Here is an 18,263-nt window from a genome sequence, read left to right on the forward strand (position 1 = left end):
AATGTGGGAGGGGGCTTGCCCCGATGGCAGTGGTTCAGTCAACACATACAGTGACTGACGCACCGCCATCGGGAGCAAGCCCCCTCCCACATTTGGTTTGGCGTGTCGGGCGATTACAGCGGCAGCGTCGGGTAATCGATGTAGCCCACCGGGCCCTGGCCGTAGAAGGTTTCCGGATGCGCTTCGTTCAGTGGCGCATCGGCTTTCAGGCGTGCTGGCAGGTCCGGGTTGGCAATGAACGGCACACCCCAGGCCACGGCGTCCGCTTTGCCTTCGGCCAGCCAGGCATTGGCACTGTCCTTGGTGAAACGTTCGTTGGCGATGTACACGCCGCCAAAGGCTTTTTTCAATTGAGGACCGAGGCTGTCCGCACCTGCCTTTTCACGGGAGCAGATGAAGGCGATACCACGCTTGCCCAGCTCGCTGGCGACGTAGGTGAAGGTCTCCTTCAGGTTGTCGTCGCCCATGTCGTGGGCATCGGCGCGCGGTGCCAAATGCACACCCACACGGCCAGGGCCCCAGACCTCGATGGCCGCATCGGTCACTTCCAACAGCAGGCGTGCACGGTTTTCCAGGGAGCCACCATAGTTGTCGGTGCGCTTATTGGTGCTGCTTTGCAGGAACTGGTCGAGCAGGTAGCCGTTGGCGCCGTGGATCTCCACGCCATCAAAGCCTGCGGCCTTGGCGTTCTCGGCACCGGTGCGGTAAGCGTCGACGATGTCGGCGATTTCAGCGGTTTCCAGGGCGCGCGGCGTCGGGTAGTCGGCCAATGGGCGCACCAGGCTGACGTGGCCTTTAGCCTGGATCGCGCTCGGCGCCACCGGGGTTTCGCCGTTCAGGTAGGACGCGTGGGAAATGCGGCCGACGTGCCACAGTTGCAGGAAGATCTTGCCCCCTGCGCCATGCACGGCCTTGGTGATATTGGCCCAGCCGCGCACCTGGTCGTTGGACCAGATGCCCGGCGTGTCCGGGTAGCCCACGCCCAGCGGTGTCACCGAAGTGGCTTCGCTGAGGATCAGCCCGGCGGAAGCGCGTTGCACGTAGTACTCGGCCATCAGCGCGTTGGGTACGCGGCCGGCATCGGCACGGCAGCGGGTCAGCGGTGCCATGATGATGCGGTTCGACAGCTCCAGGTCGCCCAGTTTGATCGGATCGAAAATAGTCGTCATGGGAAAACACCCTTCTCTTTGAAGTTGATCAGTGGGTCGCAGGGGCCAGGTCGGCATCGCCGCCCTGACGGAAAGTAATCAGGGTTACCAGCAGCGCCAGGATCGCCAGGGCCGCTGCCGCCAGAGGCACGCTGCTCAGGCCGAAACCGTGGGCAATCACGCTGCCGCCCACCCAGGCGCCGAGGGCGTTGCCGATGTTGAAGGCGCCGATGTTCAGGGTGGACACCAGGTTCGGTGCAGCCTTGCCGAAGGTCACCACGTTGATCTGCAGCGCGGGTACGGCGGCAAATGAAGCGGTGGCCCAGAGGAACAGGGTGATCTCGGTCGGGATCACGGCGACGCTGGTCCAGGTCAGCGCGGTGGACACCACCGCCATACTGATAAACACGCCGATCAGGGTGGCTGCCAGGCGTTTGTCCGCCAGCTTGCCGCCGATGATATTGCCCACGGTGAGGCCCAGGCCGATCAGCAGCAGGGTCCAGGTCACGCCTTTGGGCGACACGCCGGTGACATCGCCGAGCAGCGGCGCAACATAGGTGAAGAGGGTGAACATGGATGCGGCGAACAGGGCGGTCATGCTCAGCGACAACCAGATGCCGGCACCCTTGAGGGCGGCCAGTTCGGCGCGCATGTCGAGTTTTTCTTCGTCACGCTTGGCCGGCAGGAAGCGGATCAGGCCGATCAGCGCCACCACCCCAATCACCGTCACTGCCCAGAAGGTCGAGCGCCAGCCGGCTTCCTGGCCCAGCGCGGTGCCCAGTGGCACACCAAGCACGTTGGCCAGGGTCAAACCGGTGAACATCAGGGCCACGGCCGAAGCGCGCTTGTTGGCCGGCACCAGGTTGGCGGCGACCACCGAACCGATGCCGAAGAACGCGCCGTGGCACAACGCGGTGACCACACGGGCAAGCATCAGCACGTTGTAGTCACTGGCCAGGGCGCAGAGCAGATTGCCGATAATGAAGATGCCCATCAACGCTACCAGGGCCGCCTTGCGGGGCAACCTGGCGGTGGCCAGTGCCATAAATGGCGCACCGATGGCCACGCCCAGGGCATAGCCGGTGACCAGCCAGCCGGCGCCGGGAATCGACACGCCGAGGTCCGCCGCCACATCGGGCAGCAGGCCCATGATCACGAACTCGGTAGTGCCGATGGCGAAGGCGCTCAGGGCCAGGATGAGTAGCGAGAGGGGCATTATCGTTTCCTTGTTACAACGTCGCGCTGATTTCAGCGCTGAGTTCAGTGGTAAGCGCCGCGAGGAAGGCTTGGATCACTTCCTCATTGCGCTTGAAAAAGTGCCACTGCCCGGCCTTCTGGCTGCTGATCAATCCCGCCCGTTGCAAGGTGGCCAGGTGGGCCGACACGGTCGACTGGGACAAGCCGCAGCGCTGGTCGATCTGCCCGGCACAGATGCCGTATTCGTGGTTGTGCACTTGCTCGGGGAACTGCACTTTCGGGTCTTTCAGCCAGGTGAGGATGTCTCGTCGTACTGGGTGCGCCAGGGCTTTTATTATTTCGTCGAGGTCGATGGACATGGCAGGTGCTCGGTGTCGTAAAGCGTTATATCGCGATGAGGCGAACTTTAAATCGTTATATCCCGATATACCAATATGAATTTGCTCTGAGCTCAGGCTGAATCGGTATATCGGGTTATAACGATACGTTGGCGCCAGTGCTAGACTGCGCGGCATGAATTATCTCGCACATCTGCACCTGGGCGGCCAACTTCCTGCGCAACTGCTGGGCAGCCTGTACGGCGACTTTGTCAAAGGCCGCCTGCTGGGCCAGTTCAGCCCGCCAATCGAAGCGGCGATCCAGTTGCATCGCTCGATCGACCGCTTCACCGACAGCCACCCGTTGGTGGGCAAGGCGTTGTCGCGCTTCAGCCTGACCCGCCGGCGCTATGCCGGGATTGTCCTTGATGTGTTCTTCGATCACTGCCTGGCGCGGGATTGGGCGCTGTACGCCGACCAGCCCCTGGAGCACTTCACCTCGCAGGTGTACCGCGTGCTGGCGGCCGAACCACAGTTGCCGGGGCGGCTGGCGCAGATAGCGCCGTATATGGCGGCGGATGACTGGTTGGGGTCGTACCGCGAGTTTGCGGTGATGGAGCCGGTGTTGCGCGGGATTTCGCGGCGGCTGACGCAGCCTGAGGCATTGGGGTATGCGATGCAGGAGTTGCGGGTGTTGTATGAGCCGCTGAGTGAGGACTTCCGGATCTTCTACCCCGAACTGCAAGCCTTCGCGCATAACCACCTGACAACACAAAGCTAAAATGTGGGAGGGGCGGTGCGACCCTCCCACATTTGAACTGTGTTCACATCTCAGGCTGCAAAAGCCGGTCGAGCATGCACTTGTTCAGTCTCCGGCACCGGCCCAAACAACGCCTTCTGCACCGCCTGCTGCGCCTGGAACGCCAGCGCCGCACGCTCCTGCCCGGCGCAGGCAATCGGCTTGAGCACATGGATTTCCACATCGCCCTGGTCATTGCCGAACAGGCGCATCAGGTGCGAGAGCAAATCGTCATCGCCAATGAACGGTGCCAGCGGGTCGACCTGCCCATTGCGCAGATAACGGATGGCCACCGGTTGCAGCGACACATCCGCGTCAATCGCACTGGCCAGCAAGCGCCCGTGGAAGGTGCGCAGGCTGCGGCCGTCGGTGGTGGTGCCTTCGGGGAACATCAGCAGCGGGTGCTGTTGTTCCAGGTGGCGGGTCATCTGCTTGCGGATCAACTGACTGTCGCCCGAACCGCGACGGATAAACAAGCTACCGGCCTTGGCCGCCAACCAGCCGGCCACCGGCCAGGTGCGCACTTCGGCCTTGGACAAAAACGACATCGGCGCCACTGCGCCCAGCAACGGAATATCGGTCCAGGACACGTGGTTGCTCACCCACAGCATGGGCTGGGTCGGCAACTCGCCGTGCACTGTCACGCGAAAGGGCAGGGCGTTGGTCAGCCGCGCCATGAAAAACCGCGACCAGCGTTGGCGCCGCACCATCGAGTTGGCCACGCCCAAGCGTTCGAACACGCCAAACACACTGGCCATGCTCAAGCCCAGCGCCACTACCACCAGCACCCGGGCGATGCGCCCGTACACGCGCAGGCGGCTCATCACATGGCCGCCTTGAAGTGGCGCGCATAGCGCGGGCATAGCTCATCGCGCTTAAGCAGGATGAACACGTCGGCGACCTGGAAATCCTCATCCCAGCACGGTTCGCCGCAGATCTTCGCACCCAGGCGCATATAGGCCTTGAGCAGTGGCGGCATCTCGGCGATTACGTTGGTCGGCAGGTCCAGCGCCGGCAGCGGTTTTTTCGGTTCGGCGCGCAGGTGTTCGTTGCACAGGTAGCGTTCGCGCAGGCGCTGCATGATCGCGTGGGCCTGGATGCCGCCGTCGTGCATCGGGATGCTCGCGCAGCCCATCAGGTAGCTGTAGCCGCCCTGGTTGAGCACTTCGGCCAACTCGCCCCACAACACGGCGATGGTGCCGCCGTTGCGGTAGGCCGGGTCGACGCAGGTGCGGCCGATTTCCAGGATCGGGCCCTGCAGATGCAGCAGGCCATGCAGGCTGAATTCTTCTTCGCTGTAGAACCGGCCCAGGGTGCTGGCGGCCTGGTGGTCGAGCAAACGGGTGGTGGCGACGAGTCGACCGCTGTTCAAGTCCCGCACGCCGATGTGGCTGCAGTGAACATCATAGTCATCCATGTCCAGGCCGTGTTCCGCGCCTTTCAGCTTGGCGTTGAACTCGCCGCTGAAGACGTTGAAACGCAGGGCCTGGGCTTCCTGCAAAGCCTTGGCGCCAACCAGGCGTTCGGCTTGCAGACGGCGTTCATTGCCGGTGTCGCTGATGCGGGCGATCTGAGTCATGGCGAATCTCCGAGTGCCAGCCACGTTTCGGCCGGTCGACTTTGTTGTCCAAAGTCAGGCTATGTAGCCCCGGTGTCATCTCCATGAAGTTATGGTGACGCTTGGATGACAGGGTCTCTGTAGCAAATCTGTCATTGCCCTCGGCTAGGCTCGCGGGCTTGAATGCTCCCTTGAGTGTGTGTCCATGATCAGAGGCCTGCTGTGCGTTTCCCTGCTGTTCGTCACCGTTACCGCCTGCGCTGAAACCTGGCCCGACAAGGAGTGGGCCAAGGGCCCGCCACTCGCAGGGCCCGCCGTCGAAGCCCTTGACGCCTATGCATTCCCGCCCCGTGACGACACTGCCCGCCAAGGCATTCGCACCGACGCGCTGCTGGTGATCCGCGACGGTGTGGTCATCTATGAACGCTACGCCGCACCGACCACGGCCAGCACGCCACACTTGACCTGGTCCATCAGCAAAAGCCTGATGGCCACGGTGCTCGGCGTGGCCTACGGCGAAAACCGTTTCAAACTGACCGACCCCGCAGCACGCTTTTACCCGCCGATGAAACAACACCCCAAGGTGACCATGGCCGACCTGCTGCACTGGGCCTCGGGCCTGGACTGGCAGGAAGACTATGAATACGCGCCGCTGAAGTCCTCGGTGGTGGCGATGCTTTACACCCGTGGTCGCGCCGATATGGCCGAGTTCGCCGCCAGCACTGAGTCCTTCAGCGCACCGGGCCAGGCCTTTCGTTATTCCAGCGGCGACAGCAATATCCTGTCCGCCGCGCTCAAGGGCATGCTCGGGCACAAGGCGTACATGAGTTACCCCTGGGACGCGCTGTTCAAGCCGCTGGGCATTCACAACGCCACCTGGGAAACCGATGCCGACGAAACCTTTGTCGCCTCGTCCTATGCGTTCCTCACCGCGCGTGACCTGGCGCGTGTCGGCCTGCTGATGGCCCGCGACGGGCGCTGGGGGGATCAACAATTGCTGCCCAAGGACTGGGTCGTGTTCAACCGCCAACCCTTCGACAAATACACCGCCGGCCAGGACGAAGCGGTCCCCGGTGGCCAATGGTGGCTCAACCAAGGCGCCCCGAGGCCCTGGCCCGACGCCCCCGCCGACACCTTCGCCGCCCTCGGTCATTGGGGACAGGCGCTGTACGTGATGCCCGACGAACACCTGGTGATCGTGCGCTATGGCGATGACCGCGACGGCAGCTACCGCCACAACGAACTGCTCAAGCGCGTGCTTGCGGCGGTGCAACCATGATGCGTCGTCGGCCGTTCACCAGCCTTTTTCTGGTGCTGTTGCTCGCCCTGTCGGGCTGGGTGTGGCACGAGCGCGTCAACCTGCAAGCCTTCCCCGACATCATCGCGGCGTATACCGCTAAGGAGTACTGCTCGTGCCGCTATGTGGCGAACAATCCGGCCGAGTATTGCCGGGGGTATGTGAAGCAGTACGTGCCCACCAGTGGGTTCAGCGATAACCCGGAACGCAGTGAAGTGACGGCGAGTGGCTTGGGGCGTACGCACAGCGCGCGGTGGTTGGGGGATCGACAGGGCTGTCGTCTGAATCCCTGACACAGCGCAAGCCACCCCGCACATTGGATTTGCGCCGTTCGTGACATTGCGCTTAAGGTTCGTGCAGGTTTTTCGCCCCACGAGTCCTTAATGTTCAACGCGTCTGTTATCAAACCCCTGGCCTTCGCCCTGCTGGCCGCTGCCGTGGTGCCCGCCCATGCTGACTGGTACCTGGACAACGAGTCCTCGCGCCTGTCGTTCGTTACCACCAAAAACACCGAGATCGCTGAAGTCCATCGCTTCCTGGTGCTGCACGGCAAGGTCGACAGCAAGGGCGCGGCGCAATTGGAAGTAGAGCTGGAGTCGGTCAACAGCGGCATCCCGCTGCGCGACGAGCGCATGCGCAACCAGCTGTTCGAGATCAAGACCTTCCCCGAGGCGCTGATCAGCGCACAGATCAACCTGCAACCCATCAATGACCTGGCTCCTGGCGCGCAACTGGAACTGCGCTTGCCCCTGAGCGTCACCCTGCATGGCAAGACCCAGACCTACAGCGCCGAGTTGTTGGCCACGCGCCTGGATGACCGGCGTTTCCAGGTGGTGACCCTGGAACCGGTGGTTTTGCATGCCGAGGATTTCGACGTGGCGCCGGGGGTGGCGATGTTGCGCAAAGCGGCCGGGCTCAAGTCGATCAGTTTGTCGGTGCCGGTGGGTGCGGTGCTGATCTTTACGGCGCGTTGACGTGAGCGGCGCAGTGTTCCCGTGGCGCAGCGCCAACCGTTTCGAGTTGTTGATCGACGGCCCGCAATTTTTTCCGCAGATGCTGGTGGGCATTGCCCGGGCCGAGCGGCAAGTGGAGTTGGAATTGTATCTGGTGGAGGCTGGAGCCTGCGCCGAAGCGATGGTGCAGGCGCTGGTGCTGGCCGCCGAGCGCGGCGTGCGGGTGCGTTGTCTGTTTGATGACTACGGTAGCCTGGCATTTACCCTGGGGCTGCGTAAGCGCCTGACCGACGCCGGTGTGGAGCTGCGTTTCTACAATCGCCTCAGCTGGCGTCGCTGGATGCGCAACCTGTATCGCGACCACCGCAAGCTGTTGCTGATCGATCAGGAAATCGCCGTGGTCGGCGGCACGGGCGTCACCGATGAGTTCTGGACGCCGGGGCAAGACACCGCTGAGTGGCATGAGGTGATGGTGCAGATCCGCGGCCCGCTGGTGCTGGACTGGCAGGCGCTGTTCGAACGGCAATGGCACGCCAATGTCGCGCGCCGGGCGTGGAAGCCCGCCACCCATTTCGGTTTGCCGCGTTTGCCCAAGGTGCCGGCGACTGGGCCAGGCCTGGGCCGAGTGGCCTATGCAGACGCCCGACAGCACCGCGATATCCTGCAATCGCTGATCCGCGCGCTGAACAGCAGCCAGCAACGTATCTGGTTTGCCACGCCGTATTTCCTGCCCACCTGGGGCGTGCGCCGCGCATTGCGTCGGGCCGCAGGGCGTGGGGTGGATGTGCGACTGCTGCTCACCGGCCCGCGCACCGATCACCCGTCCGTGCGCTACGCCGGGCACCGTTATTACCCGCGCTTGCTGCGCGCAGGCGTGCAGATCTTTGAATACCAGCCGTGCTTTTTGCACTTGAAGATGGTGCTGGTGGACGATTGGGTGAGCATTGGTTCGTGCAATTTCGACCACTGGAATCTGCGCTTCAACCTGGAAGCCAACCTGGAAGCGTTGGACCCTGGGCTGACGCAGGCGGTGGCGGCGAGCTTTACCGCGGATTTTGCCCAGAGCCTGGTGGTCAGCCTGGAAGCGTGGAAGGCGCGGCCGTTGTGGCGACGGGTGAAGCAGCGGGTGTGGGGATGGATTGATCGGTTGGTGGTGAACCTTCTTGACAGAAGGAGCTAGGAACAGCGGCAAGCTGCAAGCTGCAAGTTAAAAGCAGAACTGCTCTTCCTTGCCGCTTGTAGCTTGCAACTTGAAGCTGCCTCCTATAGCAATTCGAACGTCTGCTGCTGTACGTCCTGGGAGTCCAGCCCGATCTGCACATTGAACTCACCCGGTTCGGCGGCGAACTTGAGCTGGGTGTTGTAGAACTTCAAGTCGTCCTCGGTGATGGTGAAGTGCAGCGTGCGCTCTTCGCCAGCCTTGAGCATGACCTTCTGGAAGTTCTTCAGCTCCTTGATCGGACGGATCATCGAACCCGCCACGTCCTGGATATACAACTGCACCACGGTTTCGCCATCGACCTTGCCGGTGTTCTGCACCGTGACGCTGGCGTCGAGCTTGCCGGTCTTGTTCAGGGTGGTGGACGACAGCGCCATGTCCGACAGGCTGAACGTGGTGTAGCTCAGGCCATAGCCAAACGGGAACAGCGGCCCGGTGGTGTCATCGAAGTACTGTGAGGTGTAGTTGCCCGGCTTGCCTGGGGTGAATGGCCGGCCGATGGTCAGGTGGTTGTAGTAGGTCGGAATCTGCCCCACGGAGCGTGGGAAGGTGATCGGCAGCTTGCCCGATGGGTTGTAGTCACCGAACAGCACGTCGGCGATGGCGTTGCCGCCTTCGGTACCGGCGAACCAGGTTTCCAGGATCGCGTCGGCTTGTTGTTTCTCTTCCAGGATCGACAGCGGGCGGCCGTTCATCAGTACCAGCACCAGCGGTTTGCCGGTGGCTTTCAGGGCCTTGATCAGGTCGCGCTGGCTTTGCGGGATATTCAGGTCGGTGCGGCTGGAGGATTCGTGGGACATGCCACGGGATTCACCCACGGCGGCCACCACCACGTCGGCATCCTTGGCGGCCTTGACCGCTTCATCGATCATCACCTGGGCCGGGCGGGTGTCATCCACCACTTCCGGGGCATCGAAGTTGAGGAAGTTGAGGTAGTCGACCACCGCCTTGTCGTTGGTGATGTTGGCGCCACGGGCGTAGATGATCTTGCCTTTTTCGCCGATAACCGCGTTCATGCCGTCAAGCAGCGTGACCGATTGTTCCGGCTTGCCGGCCGCCGCCCAACTGCCCATCATGTCGATCGGCGCCTTGGCCAGTGGGCCCACGAGCGCGATGGTCGCGGACTTTTTCAGCGGCAGGGCGTCGTTCTGGTTCTTCAGCAGCACCAGGCTGCGGCGCGCCACATCACGGGCCTCGGCACGGTGCAGACGGCTTTCGGCGTAAGTGTCGGCCGGGTCATCCTCGGCCTTGCCGATGCGCAGGTACGGGTCTTTGAACAGGCCCATGTCGTACTTGGCGCCGAGCACTTCACGCACGGCGTTGTCGATGTCGCTCTGTTCGATCTCGCCGGACTTGAGCAGCCCCGGCAATTCCTTGCCGTAGAGCGAGTCGTTCATGCTCATGTCGATGCCGGCCTTGATCGCCAGCTTGGCGGCTTCGCGCCCGTCCTTGGCCACGCCGTGCTTGATCAGCTCGAATATCGCGCCGTGGTCGCTGACGGCCAGGCCCTTGAAGCCCCAGTCCTTGCGCAAGAGGTCGTTCATCAGCCAGGTGTTGGCGGTGGCGGGCACGCCATTGATCGAGTTCAGCGCCACCATCACGCCGCCGGAACCGGCCTTGATCGCCGCGTGGTACGGCGGCAGGTAGTCCTGGTACATCTTGACCGGGCTCATGTCGACCACGTTGTAGTCACGCCCGCCTTCCACTGCGCCGTAGAGGGCGAAGTGCTTGACGCTGGCCATGATGCTGTCGGCATTCGCGGGGCTGGCGCCCTGGAAGGCCTTGACCATCACCTCGGCAATGCGCGAGACCAGATAGGTGTCTTCACCGAAGCCTTCGGACGTGCGACCCCAGCGCGGGTCGCGGGAGATATCGACCATCGGTGCAAAGGTGATGTCGAGGCTGTCGGCGGCGGCTTCGTGGGCGGCGATGCGTCCGGAGCGGCCGATGGCGTCCATGTCCCAGCTGGAGGCCAGGGCCAGGCTGATCGGGAAGATCGTGCGGTGGCCGTGGATCACGTCATAGGCGAAGAACATCGGGATCTTCAAGCGGCTGCGCATGGCCGCGTCCTGCATCGGACGGTTTTCCGGGCGGGTGATGGAATTGAACGTGCCACCGATGCGGCCAGCGGCGATTTCCTTGCGGATCAGCTCACGGGGCATTTCCGGGCCGATGCTGATCAGGCGCAACTGGCCGATCTTTTCGTCCAGGGTCATCTGCTTGAGCAGGTCGCTGACGAAAGCGTCCTTGTCCTTAAGCGCAGCAGGCTTTGTTTCTGCCCAGACGGGGTGGGTGGCCAGCGTGGCAACAAGGCCGAGCAAACACAGCTTCTTCATGAATATCCTTTTTCGGCTCACTGCACAGCGCTTGGGCTGATCGGCCAAAATGTGGGGAGCGTCTATTGTTGTTCGGGTGTTGTTCAGATAAATGCAGCACACTCTGAACTCTTTATCGCGCTGGGCATCTTTGTAGCTGATTGGCTCGATGCATTCCAGTGGTGGCGGATTATGCCCCAAGCGTGTGGTTTTTAGGGTTAGTCGTCATATTCCATCCAGTTTGGGCAGGAGAAACACCATGCAAGCAGCACAACATTCCCGCTGGGGCCTCAAGGCCGCGGCTTTGCTATTGATCAGCACAGTATTGAGCGGCTGCGGCATCAATAACATCCCGACCCTGGACGAACAGGCCAAGGCGGCCTGGGGCCAGGTGCAGAACCAGTACCAGCGCCGCGCCGACCTGATCCCCAACCTGGTGGAAGTGGTCAAGGGTTACGCCGCCCATGAGCAAGACACCCTGACCGCCGTGATCGAGGCGCGTGCCAAGGCCACCTCGATCCAGGTGGATGCCAGCACCCTGGACAACCCGGAAAAACTCAAGCAGTTCCAGCAGGCCCAGGACGGTTTGAGCGGTGCCCTCAGCCGCTTGATGGTGGTGTCCGAGCGCTACCCGGACCTGAAGGCCAACCAGAACTTCCTGGCCCTGCAATCCCAGCTCGAGGGCACCGAAAATCGCATCGCCGTGGCCCGTCGCGATTTCATCCAGGCCGTGCAGGCGTACAACACCGAGATCCGCACCTTCCCTGGTCGCCTGTGGCACAGCGTGATGTACAGCGACCTGCCGATCCGCGCCACCTTTGAAGCCACCAGTGCCGATGCCGATAAAGCGCCGCAAGTGAAGTTCAAATAAGGCTGCACTGAGGTGTCGATGCGTTTATTACGGATAGGCCTGGCGCTATGGATGCTGGCCTGCGTGGGTGTGGCCCAGGCGGCGCTGACGTTCCCGGCGTTGAGCGGACGGGTGGTGGACACCGCCCAGATGATCGACCCGGCCACGCGCGAGCACATCACCCAGCAGTTGCAGGCGCTGGAGCAGAGCCGTGGCGACCAGATCGTGGTGGTCACGGTGCCCGACCTGCAGGGCGTGCCCATCGAGGACTACGGTTACCAGCTGGGTCGCCAGTGGGGCATCGGCCAGAAGGGCAAGGACAACGGCGCGTTGCTGATCGTCGCCCGTGACGAGCGCACGTTGCGCATCGAAGTCGGCTATGGCCTTGAAGGCGTGCTTACCGATGCGCAGTCCTGGGTGATCATCAACCAGGTGATTGCCCCCAAGTTCAAGGCCGGCAATTTCAGCCAGGGCATCAGCGACGGCGTGGCGGCGATGGTGCAGGTGGTCGGCGGTGAACCGCTGGCGGTGCCGGCGCATGTGGCGGATGCCAACTTTGCCAAGGATAATCCCGGCTTTTCCATCGGCCTGTTCATCCTGCTGATCGGCGTGTTGTGGCTGTGCAATCGCATGGGCCTGCCGGTGGGCGCGATCCTTTTGGCGATCCTCAGCAGCAGTGGACGCGGCGGCGGTGGCGGGGGAGGTGGCGGCGGTTTCCGAGGCGGCGGTGGTGGCTTCGGCGGCGGCGGCGCGTCGGGCGGCTGGTAATGACAATAACTAGAGAGCAACTACAACCATGGCATTACTGACTGAACACGAGCAGCGCCAAGTCGCCGAAGCGATTGCCCGGGTCGAAAAAACCACCGACGCCGAACTGGTCACCGTGCTGGCGGCCCGCGCCGACGATTACGCCTACATCCCCCTGCTGTGGGCCAGCCTGATCGCCTTGGTGGTACCGGGCGTGGTGCATTACCTGTCGGGCTACCTGACCATGTATACCTTGCTGCTGGCGCAATGGGCGACGTTCATCGTGTTGTGCCTGCTGTTTCGCCTGCCCAAGGTGACCACCCGCCTGATCCCGCGCTCGGTACGCCATTGGCGCGCCTCCAACCTGGCGCGCCGGCAGTTCCTGGAGCAGAACCTGCACCACACCCTGGGCAGCACCGGGGTGCTGATTTTTGTCAGCGAGGCGGAGCGTTATGTGGAAATCCTGGTGGACGATGGCATCTCCAGTCGCGTGGATGACAACAGTTGGGATGGGATCGTCAAGGCGTTTACCCAGCAGGTGAAACAGGGGCAGACGCTGGCTGGGTTTATTGCTTGTATCGAGGCGTGTGGTGAGTTGTTGAAGGTGCATGTACCGTTGACACAAACCCGCAATGAATTGCCAAACCGCCTGGTCGTACTCGAATAATCCAGACACCACTGAGCAAAAAATGTGGGAGGGGGCTTGCTCCCGATGGCAGTGGGTCAGTCACGGATGGATTAGCTGACACACCCTCATCGGGAGCAAGCCCCTCCCACATTTGGATCGGTGTTGACCATTGGTCAAATAACTCCGTGCCCTGGTGGGCTATCCCCCCTAAAATGCCCGGCATTCACTGCCCGAGGCGTTTTTGTTCATGTCCGTTACCGCTCAACCTGCCAGCCCCGCGCCGGATCATCACGCCCAGTTCATCGAACTGTTGAGCACAAGCCTTGCGCAGAACGCCTTTATCAAGCTGGTGCTGGCCAAATACGTCGGCGACGAAGCCGAGTTGCAGCGGCTGATCATCAAGGCGGTGACCGTCAAGGAGCAGCCGTGCCTGTCCTTCGTCTACCGCTACAAGACCCGCGACATCACCAAGAACTTGGCGCTGGCCGACGGCGTGGCGGCGATTGCCGCGTTGCTGCCGGGCTCGTTCAAGAACGCGCACCTGCTGTCGCTGACCGACGAAGCCCAATTGGAATACAGCAAGAAGAACAAAAGCTCGCTGTTCAGAAGCAAGACTCAGCAACTGCGCGAGGCGCCATCGGCTGAGCATAACCGTGAGAAGCATCGCTTCCTCGACCTGAGCCGGCCATTCCTCGCCGACCTGGGCGTGACCGACGCCAAGCAGGCGCTGATCCCGTCGATGTCGCGCAAGTGGAAGCAGATCAACAAATTCATCGAAGTGTTCAGCCATGCGCTGACCTCCTCACCGCTGAGGCTGGACCAACCGGTGCGCGTCGCCGATTTCGGTTCGGGCAAGGGCTACCTCACGTTTGCGATCCACGACTACCTGCGCAACACCCTCAAGGCCGAAGGCGAAGTCACCGGCGTCGAGTTGCGCGAAGACATGGTGATCCTGTGCAACACCGCCGCGGCCCGCCTGGAGCACCCCGGGCTGGTGTTCAAATGTGGTGATGTGCGCAGCGTGGCGCCCAGCGAACTGGACGTGATGATCGCCCTGCATGCCTGTGACGTCGCCACCGATTACGCGATCCACACCGGCATTCGTTCCGGCGCATCGATCATCATGTGCTCGCCGTGCTGCCATAAGCAGATTCGCCTGCAGATCCAGAGCCCGGCGCTGCTCAAGCCGATGCTGCAATATGGCCTGCACCTGGGCCAGCAGGCGGAAATGGTCACCGACAGCTTGCGTGCGTTGTTCCTCGAAGCCTGCGGCTACGAGACCAAGGTGTTCGAGTTCATCTCCCTGGAGCACACCAACAAGAACAAGATGATCCTGGCGGTCAAGCGTGCGGAGCCGGTGGACAACGCGCAGTTGCTGGAGAGAATCCAGGAGTTGAAGGCGTTCTATCACATCTGCGAACACTGCCTGGAAACCCTGCTGCGCGCGGATGGCTACTTGATCTGACCGCCGCCCACTGTAGGAGCGAGCTTGCTCGCGAAAAGCCTGAGAGCACCGCAGGCTTTCAGGTTTCCCGCGTTATCGTTAGCGACCTTCGCGAGCAAGCTCGCTCCTACAGGGAGCTGGTGCCGGCTGTACCGCGGTCTTGCGCCCGAGCATCACCGTGACGATGACCCCACAGGCAAACACCCAGGTAATCGGCTCGATATGTTCACCAAAGAACAGCGCCGAAAACGCGATGGTGAAGAAGATCTGCAACAGCTGAATCTGGCTGACCCGCGCAATGCCGCCCATGGCCAACCCCGCGTACCAGGCGAAGAAGCCCAGGAACTGCGAGAACAGCGACACATAACCAAAGGCCCACCAGGCGCGCATCGAGACCGCGCCTTGGTGCTGCGCCGCCAGGTACCACACCGGGCCGATCAACACCGGCGTGGACAGCACCAGCGCCCAGCAGATCACCTGCCAGCCGCCCATCTCCTTGGCCAACCGGCCGCCTTCGGCATAGCCCAGGCCACCCACGGCTATCGCGCCGAGCATCAATAAATCGCCGGCCTGGATACTGCCGGCGCCGGTGATCAATGCATAACTCAACACCAACCCGCTGCCGAGCGCCGCGCAGGCCCAGAAGGCTTTGGACGGCCGCTCATGGGACAGCCACGCCGCATACAGCGCCACGCACAGCGGTTGCAGGCCATTGACCAGTGCGCCATGGGAGGCCGGCAAGGTTTGCATGGCCCACGCCGACAGCACCGGGAAGCCCAGAATCACCCCCGCAATGACCAGGCACAAACCCCGTACCTGGCGCCAGGTCGGCCAGCGCTCGCGGCGCCACAGCAACAGCGCCGCCGCCGGGACCGCCGCGAACAAGGCACGGCCCAGGCCGTTGAGCAACGGGTGGATCTCCTGCACCACGATACGGGTGAAGGGCAGGGTCAGGCTGAAGATGATGACACCCAGCAGGCCGAGGGCCATGCCGGTGTTTTCGCGCGAGCTCATGGGCGGGATCCGAAATCCAGAGGGCTTCAAGGGAAGCCCATCTAGCCACAACCCCCGCCGATTGAGGGCCTACAGCTGGGTGCGGATTTATCCGTACAGTTTTCAGAAGAAGCGCGTGATGCTGATCTTGGCGTTGCGGCCTTCGCTGTAGACACCTTCCCCGCTGAGCGCCGGCTGGTAGCTGCGGTTGAACAGGTTGTCGACAGTGAAGTTGACCTCGGTGCCCTTTAGGCCGGCCTGCTGCGGTTTCCAGTTGGCGAACAGGCCTTGGGTGTCATAGCTGGCGTTCTCAGTCTGGTCGTAGATAAAGTCACCAATGGTCGAATTCAAGCCGCCAGCGTAGATGTCTGTAGGCACGCGGTCGGTCTTGCGCACGAACTGGCCCTGCCAGCCCACCTGTGCATCCCAGCTCGGGATCTTGGTGCCCAGCACCACCACCCATTTGGCCGGTGGAATGTCCCGCGCCCACACGTGTCGGTCGGTTGCCCACGGGTTGGTATAGGGGTTATCGCGTTTGCCCGTAGCCCAGGAGTAAGTCAGGGAGCCGAACACGTACGTTGAGTCGTAGTAGCTTTCCAGCTCCACGCCCTTGATGGTCATGCCGCCCACATTGCGATAGTTGGTCCTGGAGGCCGTGTCGTTGCACACTGTATCGATATTGCCCGGCACCGTCATTTGCCGTTCACAGCCGATGCCGGTGGCCTTCATGATCTCGTCTTCGATGCGGTTGTGAAACAGCGTGGTGCGCAACTGCAGGTCATCGCCGTGGGTTAAGACGCCGGAGAAGTGAGTCACGTTGCCCGCCGTAATCGCAGTGATGCGCTCTGGGTCGAGGTTGAGGCTTGTGGCGCTGCGGGTGCTGGCGGCGCCCTGGACTTCGTACTGTTCATCGATGACCGGCGCACGCCATGTGCGATTCCAGCTGGCGAAGAAGGCCACATCCGGGGTCAGGTTCCAGAACGCGGCCAGGCGCGGCGACCAGCCGGTGTAGGTGCGGTCGCTGTAGTCATGGCCGACGCTCGGGTCCGGGTTGCTGTAGTACGGCGCATCGTTGGCTTCGCCGCGATTGCGCACGTGGTCATAGCGCAGGGACGGGGTGATGGTCAGATCGCCGAGGGTCACGGCGTCCTGGAGGTAAAACGAGTGGGTATCGGCCTTGCCGTGGGGCATGAAATACGGCTGGAAATGCCCGTAGTTGTATCTTGCGGTGTTGTAGGTAGCGCCCGGCATCCAGCTTTCGGTTTCTCGATTGTGCTTGCGAATCTGCACGCCGGCGGTCACCGCATGTTCCAGTGGGCCGGTGGTCAGCAGACTGATATTACGCAGTTCAAGGAGGCGATCGGAGTATGAAGTTTCCATCTTGCGCCCACCGGTGCTCAGGCCAATGACTGCGTTTTCGCCCCGCTCGTCGGTCTGGTCGGTCTTGGACGCCGAGTAGCTAAGCTTCAGGTCAATCAGCGGGTTGTCCAGCGGCTGGTATTCGTACTTGCCCGACCAGGTGGTGTCCACCGTTTCGCGGTCGGCCAGAAAACGTTTCAGTGCGCCTTCGTAGCCATATCGGTTGATGGCCGATTGGTTCGGCGGCGACGGGTAGGATTTCGCTGAGAAGGGCGCCATGCGCTCACTTTTTGCACTGGAGTAGGACAGGCCCATGCTGTGCTCATCCGTAAAATACGCGTTGAATTTGAACAGCTTGCCTTCTACGTCCTGGGCACTGTTGGGCAGGCGCTTGGGGTTGATCGGGTATTCATTGCGCGGGTCGGGCGGTGTGCCGGCGAGCTTCAAGTCGCCGCCGTCGCGCTGTGTGAGGTAGATCAGGCCATTCATGCGACCGTCGTTGGTGCGGCCATACACGGCGCCGCTGTACACCTGTTCATGGGTGTTGCTGGAGTAACCGTATTTGGTCATGGCCCCGGTGTTACGCCCGTCCTTGAGCAGGTCGGGCGCATCCTTGGTGACCATGTTGACCGTGCCACCGAAACCGCCGTTGCCGGTGAAGGGCGAGTAAGGACCTTTCTCCACCTCAATGCTTTTGATCAGTTCAGGCTCGATGAAAACCGTGCCTTGCTGGTAGCGCTCAAAGCCACTTTTGGTCGCGCCATCCACGGTCATCGGCACATCTTCGGCGTCGCCCATGCCGCGAATATTCATGGTCTGCCCCCCCGGCTTGGGAGAGCCGCCCATGAATACCCCCGGCAGCGTCTGCAGCAGCGAAGGAATGTTGTCGGGCTGGTAGCGATCAATATCCGCCTGGCTCAGGGTGGAGCGGCCGACGGTGCTGGAGTCGACCTGATTGCCGGTGCCGATCACGCTCAGGGCGTCCAGCTGGATCGCGCCGCTCTGGGTGGTCTTGGCCTCTTCGGGCTTTACCACGTACGTGCTGCCGACCTTGATCAGGGTGAACGCGCCGTTTTTCAGCAGGCTGCGAATCGCAACTTCCGGTGTGAAGTCACCGTTGAGTGCAGGTGCCTGCACGTTCTTGAGCAGCTCCTCATCGAACAACAGCTGGATCTTCGCCTGCTGCGCTACTTGGCTCAGGGACGTGGCCAGCGCCTGGGCGGGCAGTTGCAAGGTGAATGACTCGGCCTGGGCGCTGAGGCTGAACGTCAGGCAGGTGGCGATGAGGGTCGGTCGAAGATACAGGTGCGAAGCGTGGCAAGGCGCGCGAAACATGGAATCCCCCGGAGCGGCCAAATGGCCAAAAAGGTGTGCTGATCAGATGCAGACCGGAGGAAGACGGGGCAGGCAAAAAAATCCACACCTGCGAATGCAAAATA

General features: G+C 62.2%; 17 protein-coding genes and 1 pseudogene. 9 read left to right on the forward strand and 9 right to left on the reverse strand.

Annotated features, from left to right (window positions below; genetic code table 11):
• Positions 1-113: 113 nt before the first annotated feature.
• Genes F6S08_RS08130 through F6S08_RS08140 form a run of 3 tightly spaced genes read right to left on the reverse strand, consistent with a single transcriptional unit; the run spans position 114 to position 2,704 of the window.
• Positions 114-1,169, reverse strand: a complete 1,056-nt coding sequence (locus tag F6S08_RS08130) for an alkene reductase (protein WP_027604390.1) — start codon at positions 1,167-1,169, stop codon at positions 114-116.
• Positions 1,170-1,197: 28 nt separating this feature from the next.
• Positions 1,198-2,364, reverse strand: a complete 1,167-nt coding sequence (locus tag F6S08_RS08135) for an MFS transporter (RefSeq protein WP_074844333.1) — start codon at positions 2,362-2,364, stop codon at positions 1,198-1,200.
• 13 nt (positions 2,365-2,377) lie between these two features.
• Positions 2,378-2,704, reverse strand: coding sequence for an ArsR/SmtB family transcription factor (locus tag F6S08_RS08140; protein WP_027604388.1), 327 nt, complete (start codon positions 2,702-2,704; stop codon positions 2,378-2,380).
• 154 nt (positions 2,705-2,858) lie between these two features.
• Here F6S08_RS08140 and F6S08_RS08145 point away from each other — a divergent pair, with 154 nt between their 5' ends.
• Complete coding sequence (locus F6S08_RS08145) at positions 2,859-3,443, forward strand: ACP phosphodiesterase (protein WP_065928267.1); 585 nt, start codon at positions 2,859-2,861, stop codon at positions 3,441-3,443.
• A 50-nt stretch (positions 3,444-3,493) separates the two neighbouring features.
• Here F6S08_RS08145 and F6S08_RS08150 read toward each other — a convergent pair whose 3' ends face one another.
• Positions 3,494-4,285: a lysophospholipid acyltransferase family protein gene (locus F6S08_RS08150; protein ID WP_065928266.1), complete on the reverse strand. Its 792-nt coding sequence runs from the start codon at positions 4,283-4,285 to the stop codon at positions 3,494-3,496.
• A complete protein-coding gene (gene olsB / locus F6S08_RS08155; protein ID WP_027604385.1) occupies positions 4,285-5,040 on the reverse strand; it encodes an L-ornithine N(alpha)-acyltransferase in 756 nt (251 codons plus the stop codon). Before olsB ends, F6S08_RS08150 begins: the two co-directional genes overlap by 1 nt.
• 184 nt (positions 5,041-5,224) lie before the next feature.
• Between olsB and F6S08_RS08160 the strand changes: the two genes are divergently transcribed.
• From F6S08_RS08160 to F6S08_RS08175, 4 genes are all read left to right on the forward strand, one after another.
• Positions 5,225-6,298, forward strand: a complete 1,074-nt coding sequence (locus F6S08_RS08160) for a serine hydrolase (RefSeq protein WP_315871504.1) — start codon at positions 5,225-5,227, stop codon at positions 6,296-6,298.
• Complete coding sequence (locus tag F6S08_RS08165) at positions 6,295-6,609, forward strand: amidase (RefSeq protein WP_065928264.1); 315 nt, start codon at positions 6,295-6,297, stop codon at positions 6,607-6,609. Before F6S08_RS08160 ends, F6S08_RS08165 begins: the two co-directional genes overlap by 4 nt.
• Before the next feature lie 90 nt (positions 6,610-6,699).
• Positions 6,700-7,290 carry a YceI family protein gene (locus tag F6S08_RS08170; protein WP_065928263.1) on the forward strand — a complete coding sequence of 197 codons (591 nt, stop codon included), beginning with the start codon at positions 6,700-6,702 and terminating at the stop codon, positions 7,288-7,290.
• Position 7,291: 1 nt separating this feature from the next.
• Positions 7,292-8,449, forward strand: a complete 1,158-nt coding sequence (locus F6S08_RS08175; RefSeq protein ID WP_315871505.1) for a phosphatidylserine/phosphatidylglycerophosphate/cardiolipin synthase family protein — start codon at positions 7,292-7,294, stop codon at positions 8,447-8,449.
• A gap of 83 nt (positions 8,450-8,532) precedes the next feature.
• Here F6S08_RS08175 and bglX read toward each other — a convergent pair whose 3' ends face one another.
• Positions 8,533-10,824, reverse strand: coding sequence for a beta-glucosidase BglX (gene bglX / locus F6S08_RS08180; protein ID WP_074844359.1), 2,292 nt, complete (start codon positions 10,822-10,824; stop codon positions 8,533-8,535).
• Positions 10,825-11,062: 238 nt separating this feature from the next.
• Between bglX and F6S08_RS08185 the strand changes: the two genes are divergently transcribed.
• From F6S08_RS08185 to F6S08_RS08200, 4 genes are all read left to right on the forward strand, one after another.
• Positions 11,063-11,674 carry a LemA family protein gene (locus F6S08_RS08185; RefSeq protein ID WP_065928260.1) on the forward strand — a complete coding sequence of 204 codons (612 nt, stop codon included), beginning with the start codon at positions 11,063-11,065 and terminating at the stop codon, positions 11,672-11,674.
• A gap of 18 nt (positions 11,675-11,692) precedes the next feature.
• Positions 11,693-12,421: a TPM domain-containing protein gene (locus tag F6S08_RS08190; protein ID WP_065928259.1), complete on the forward strand. Its 729-nt coding sequence runs from the start codon at positions 11,693-11,695 to the stop codon at positions 12,419-12,421.
• 28 nt (positions 12,422-12,449) lie between these two features.
• Entirely contained in the window at positions 12,450-13,067 is a 618-nt protein-coding gene (locus F6S08_RS08195) for a TPM domain-containing protein (RefSeq protein WP_065928258.1), read from the forward strand.
• A gap of 208 nt (positions 13,068-13,275) precedes the next feature.
• On the forward strand, positions 13,276-14,493 hold the full coding sequence (locus F6S08_RS08200; protein ID WP_315871506.1) for an SAM-dependent methyltransferase: 1,218 nt from the start codon (positions 13,276-13,278) through the stop codon (positions 14,491-14,493).
• Between the two features lie 8 nt (positions 14,494-14,501).
• On the opposite strand, the pseudogene F6S08_RS08205 reads toward F6S08_RS08200, so the two are convergent.
• The 3 genes and pseudogenes from F6S08_RS08205 to F6S08_RS08215 all read right to left on the reverse strand — a co-directional run.
• A pseudogene (locus F6S08_RS08205) lies at positions 14,502-14,591 on the reverse strand (outer membrane lipoprotein carrier protein LolA); the annotation flags it as partial.
• On the reverse strand, positions 14,572-15,486 hold the full coding sequence (locus tag F6S08_RS08210; RefSeq protein ID WP_065928256.1) for a DMT family transporter: 915 nt from the start codon (positions 15,484-15,486) through the stop codon (positions 14,572-14,574). The gene F6S08_RS08210 and the pseudogene F6S08_RS08205, both read right to left, overlap by 20 nt.
• A 102-nt stretch (positions 15,487-15,588) precedes the next feature.
• Positions 15,589-18,159, reverse strand: a complete 2,571-nt coding sequence (locus tag F6S08_RS08215; RefSeq protein WP_074844363.1) for a TonB-dependent receptor — start codon at positions 18,157-18,159, stop codon at positions 15,589-15,591.
• Positions 18,160-18,263 lie beyond the last annotated feature (104 nt).

It is taken from the genome of Pseudomonas sp. JV449 (assembly GCF_032424295.1).
Taxonomy (GTDB): domain Bacteria; phylum Pseudomonadota; class Gammaproteobacteria; order Pseudomonadales; family Pseudomonadaceae; genus Aquipseudomonas; species Aquipseudomonas marginalis.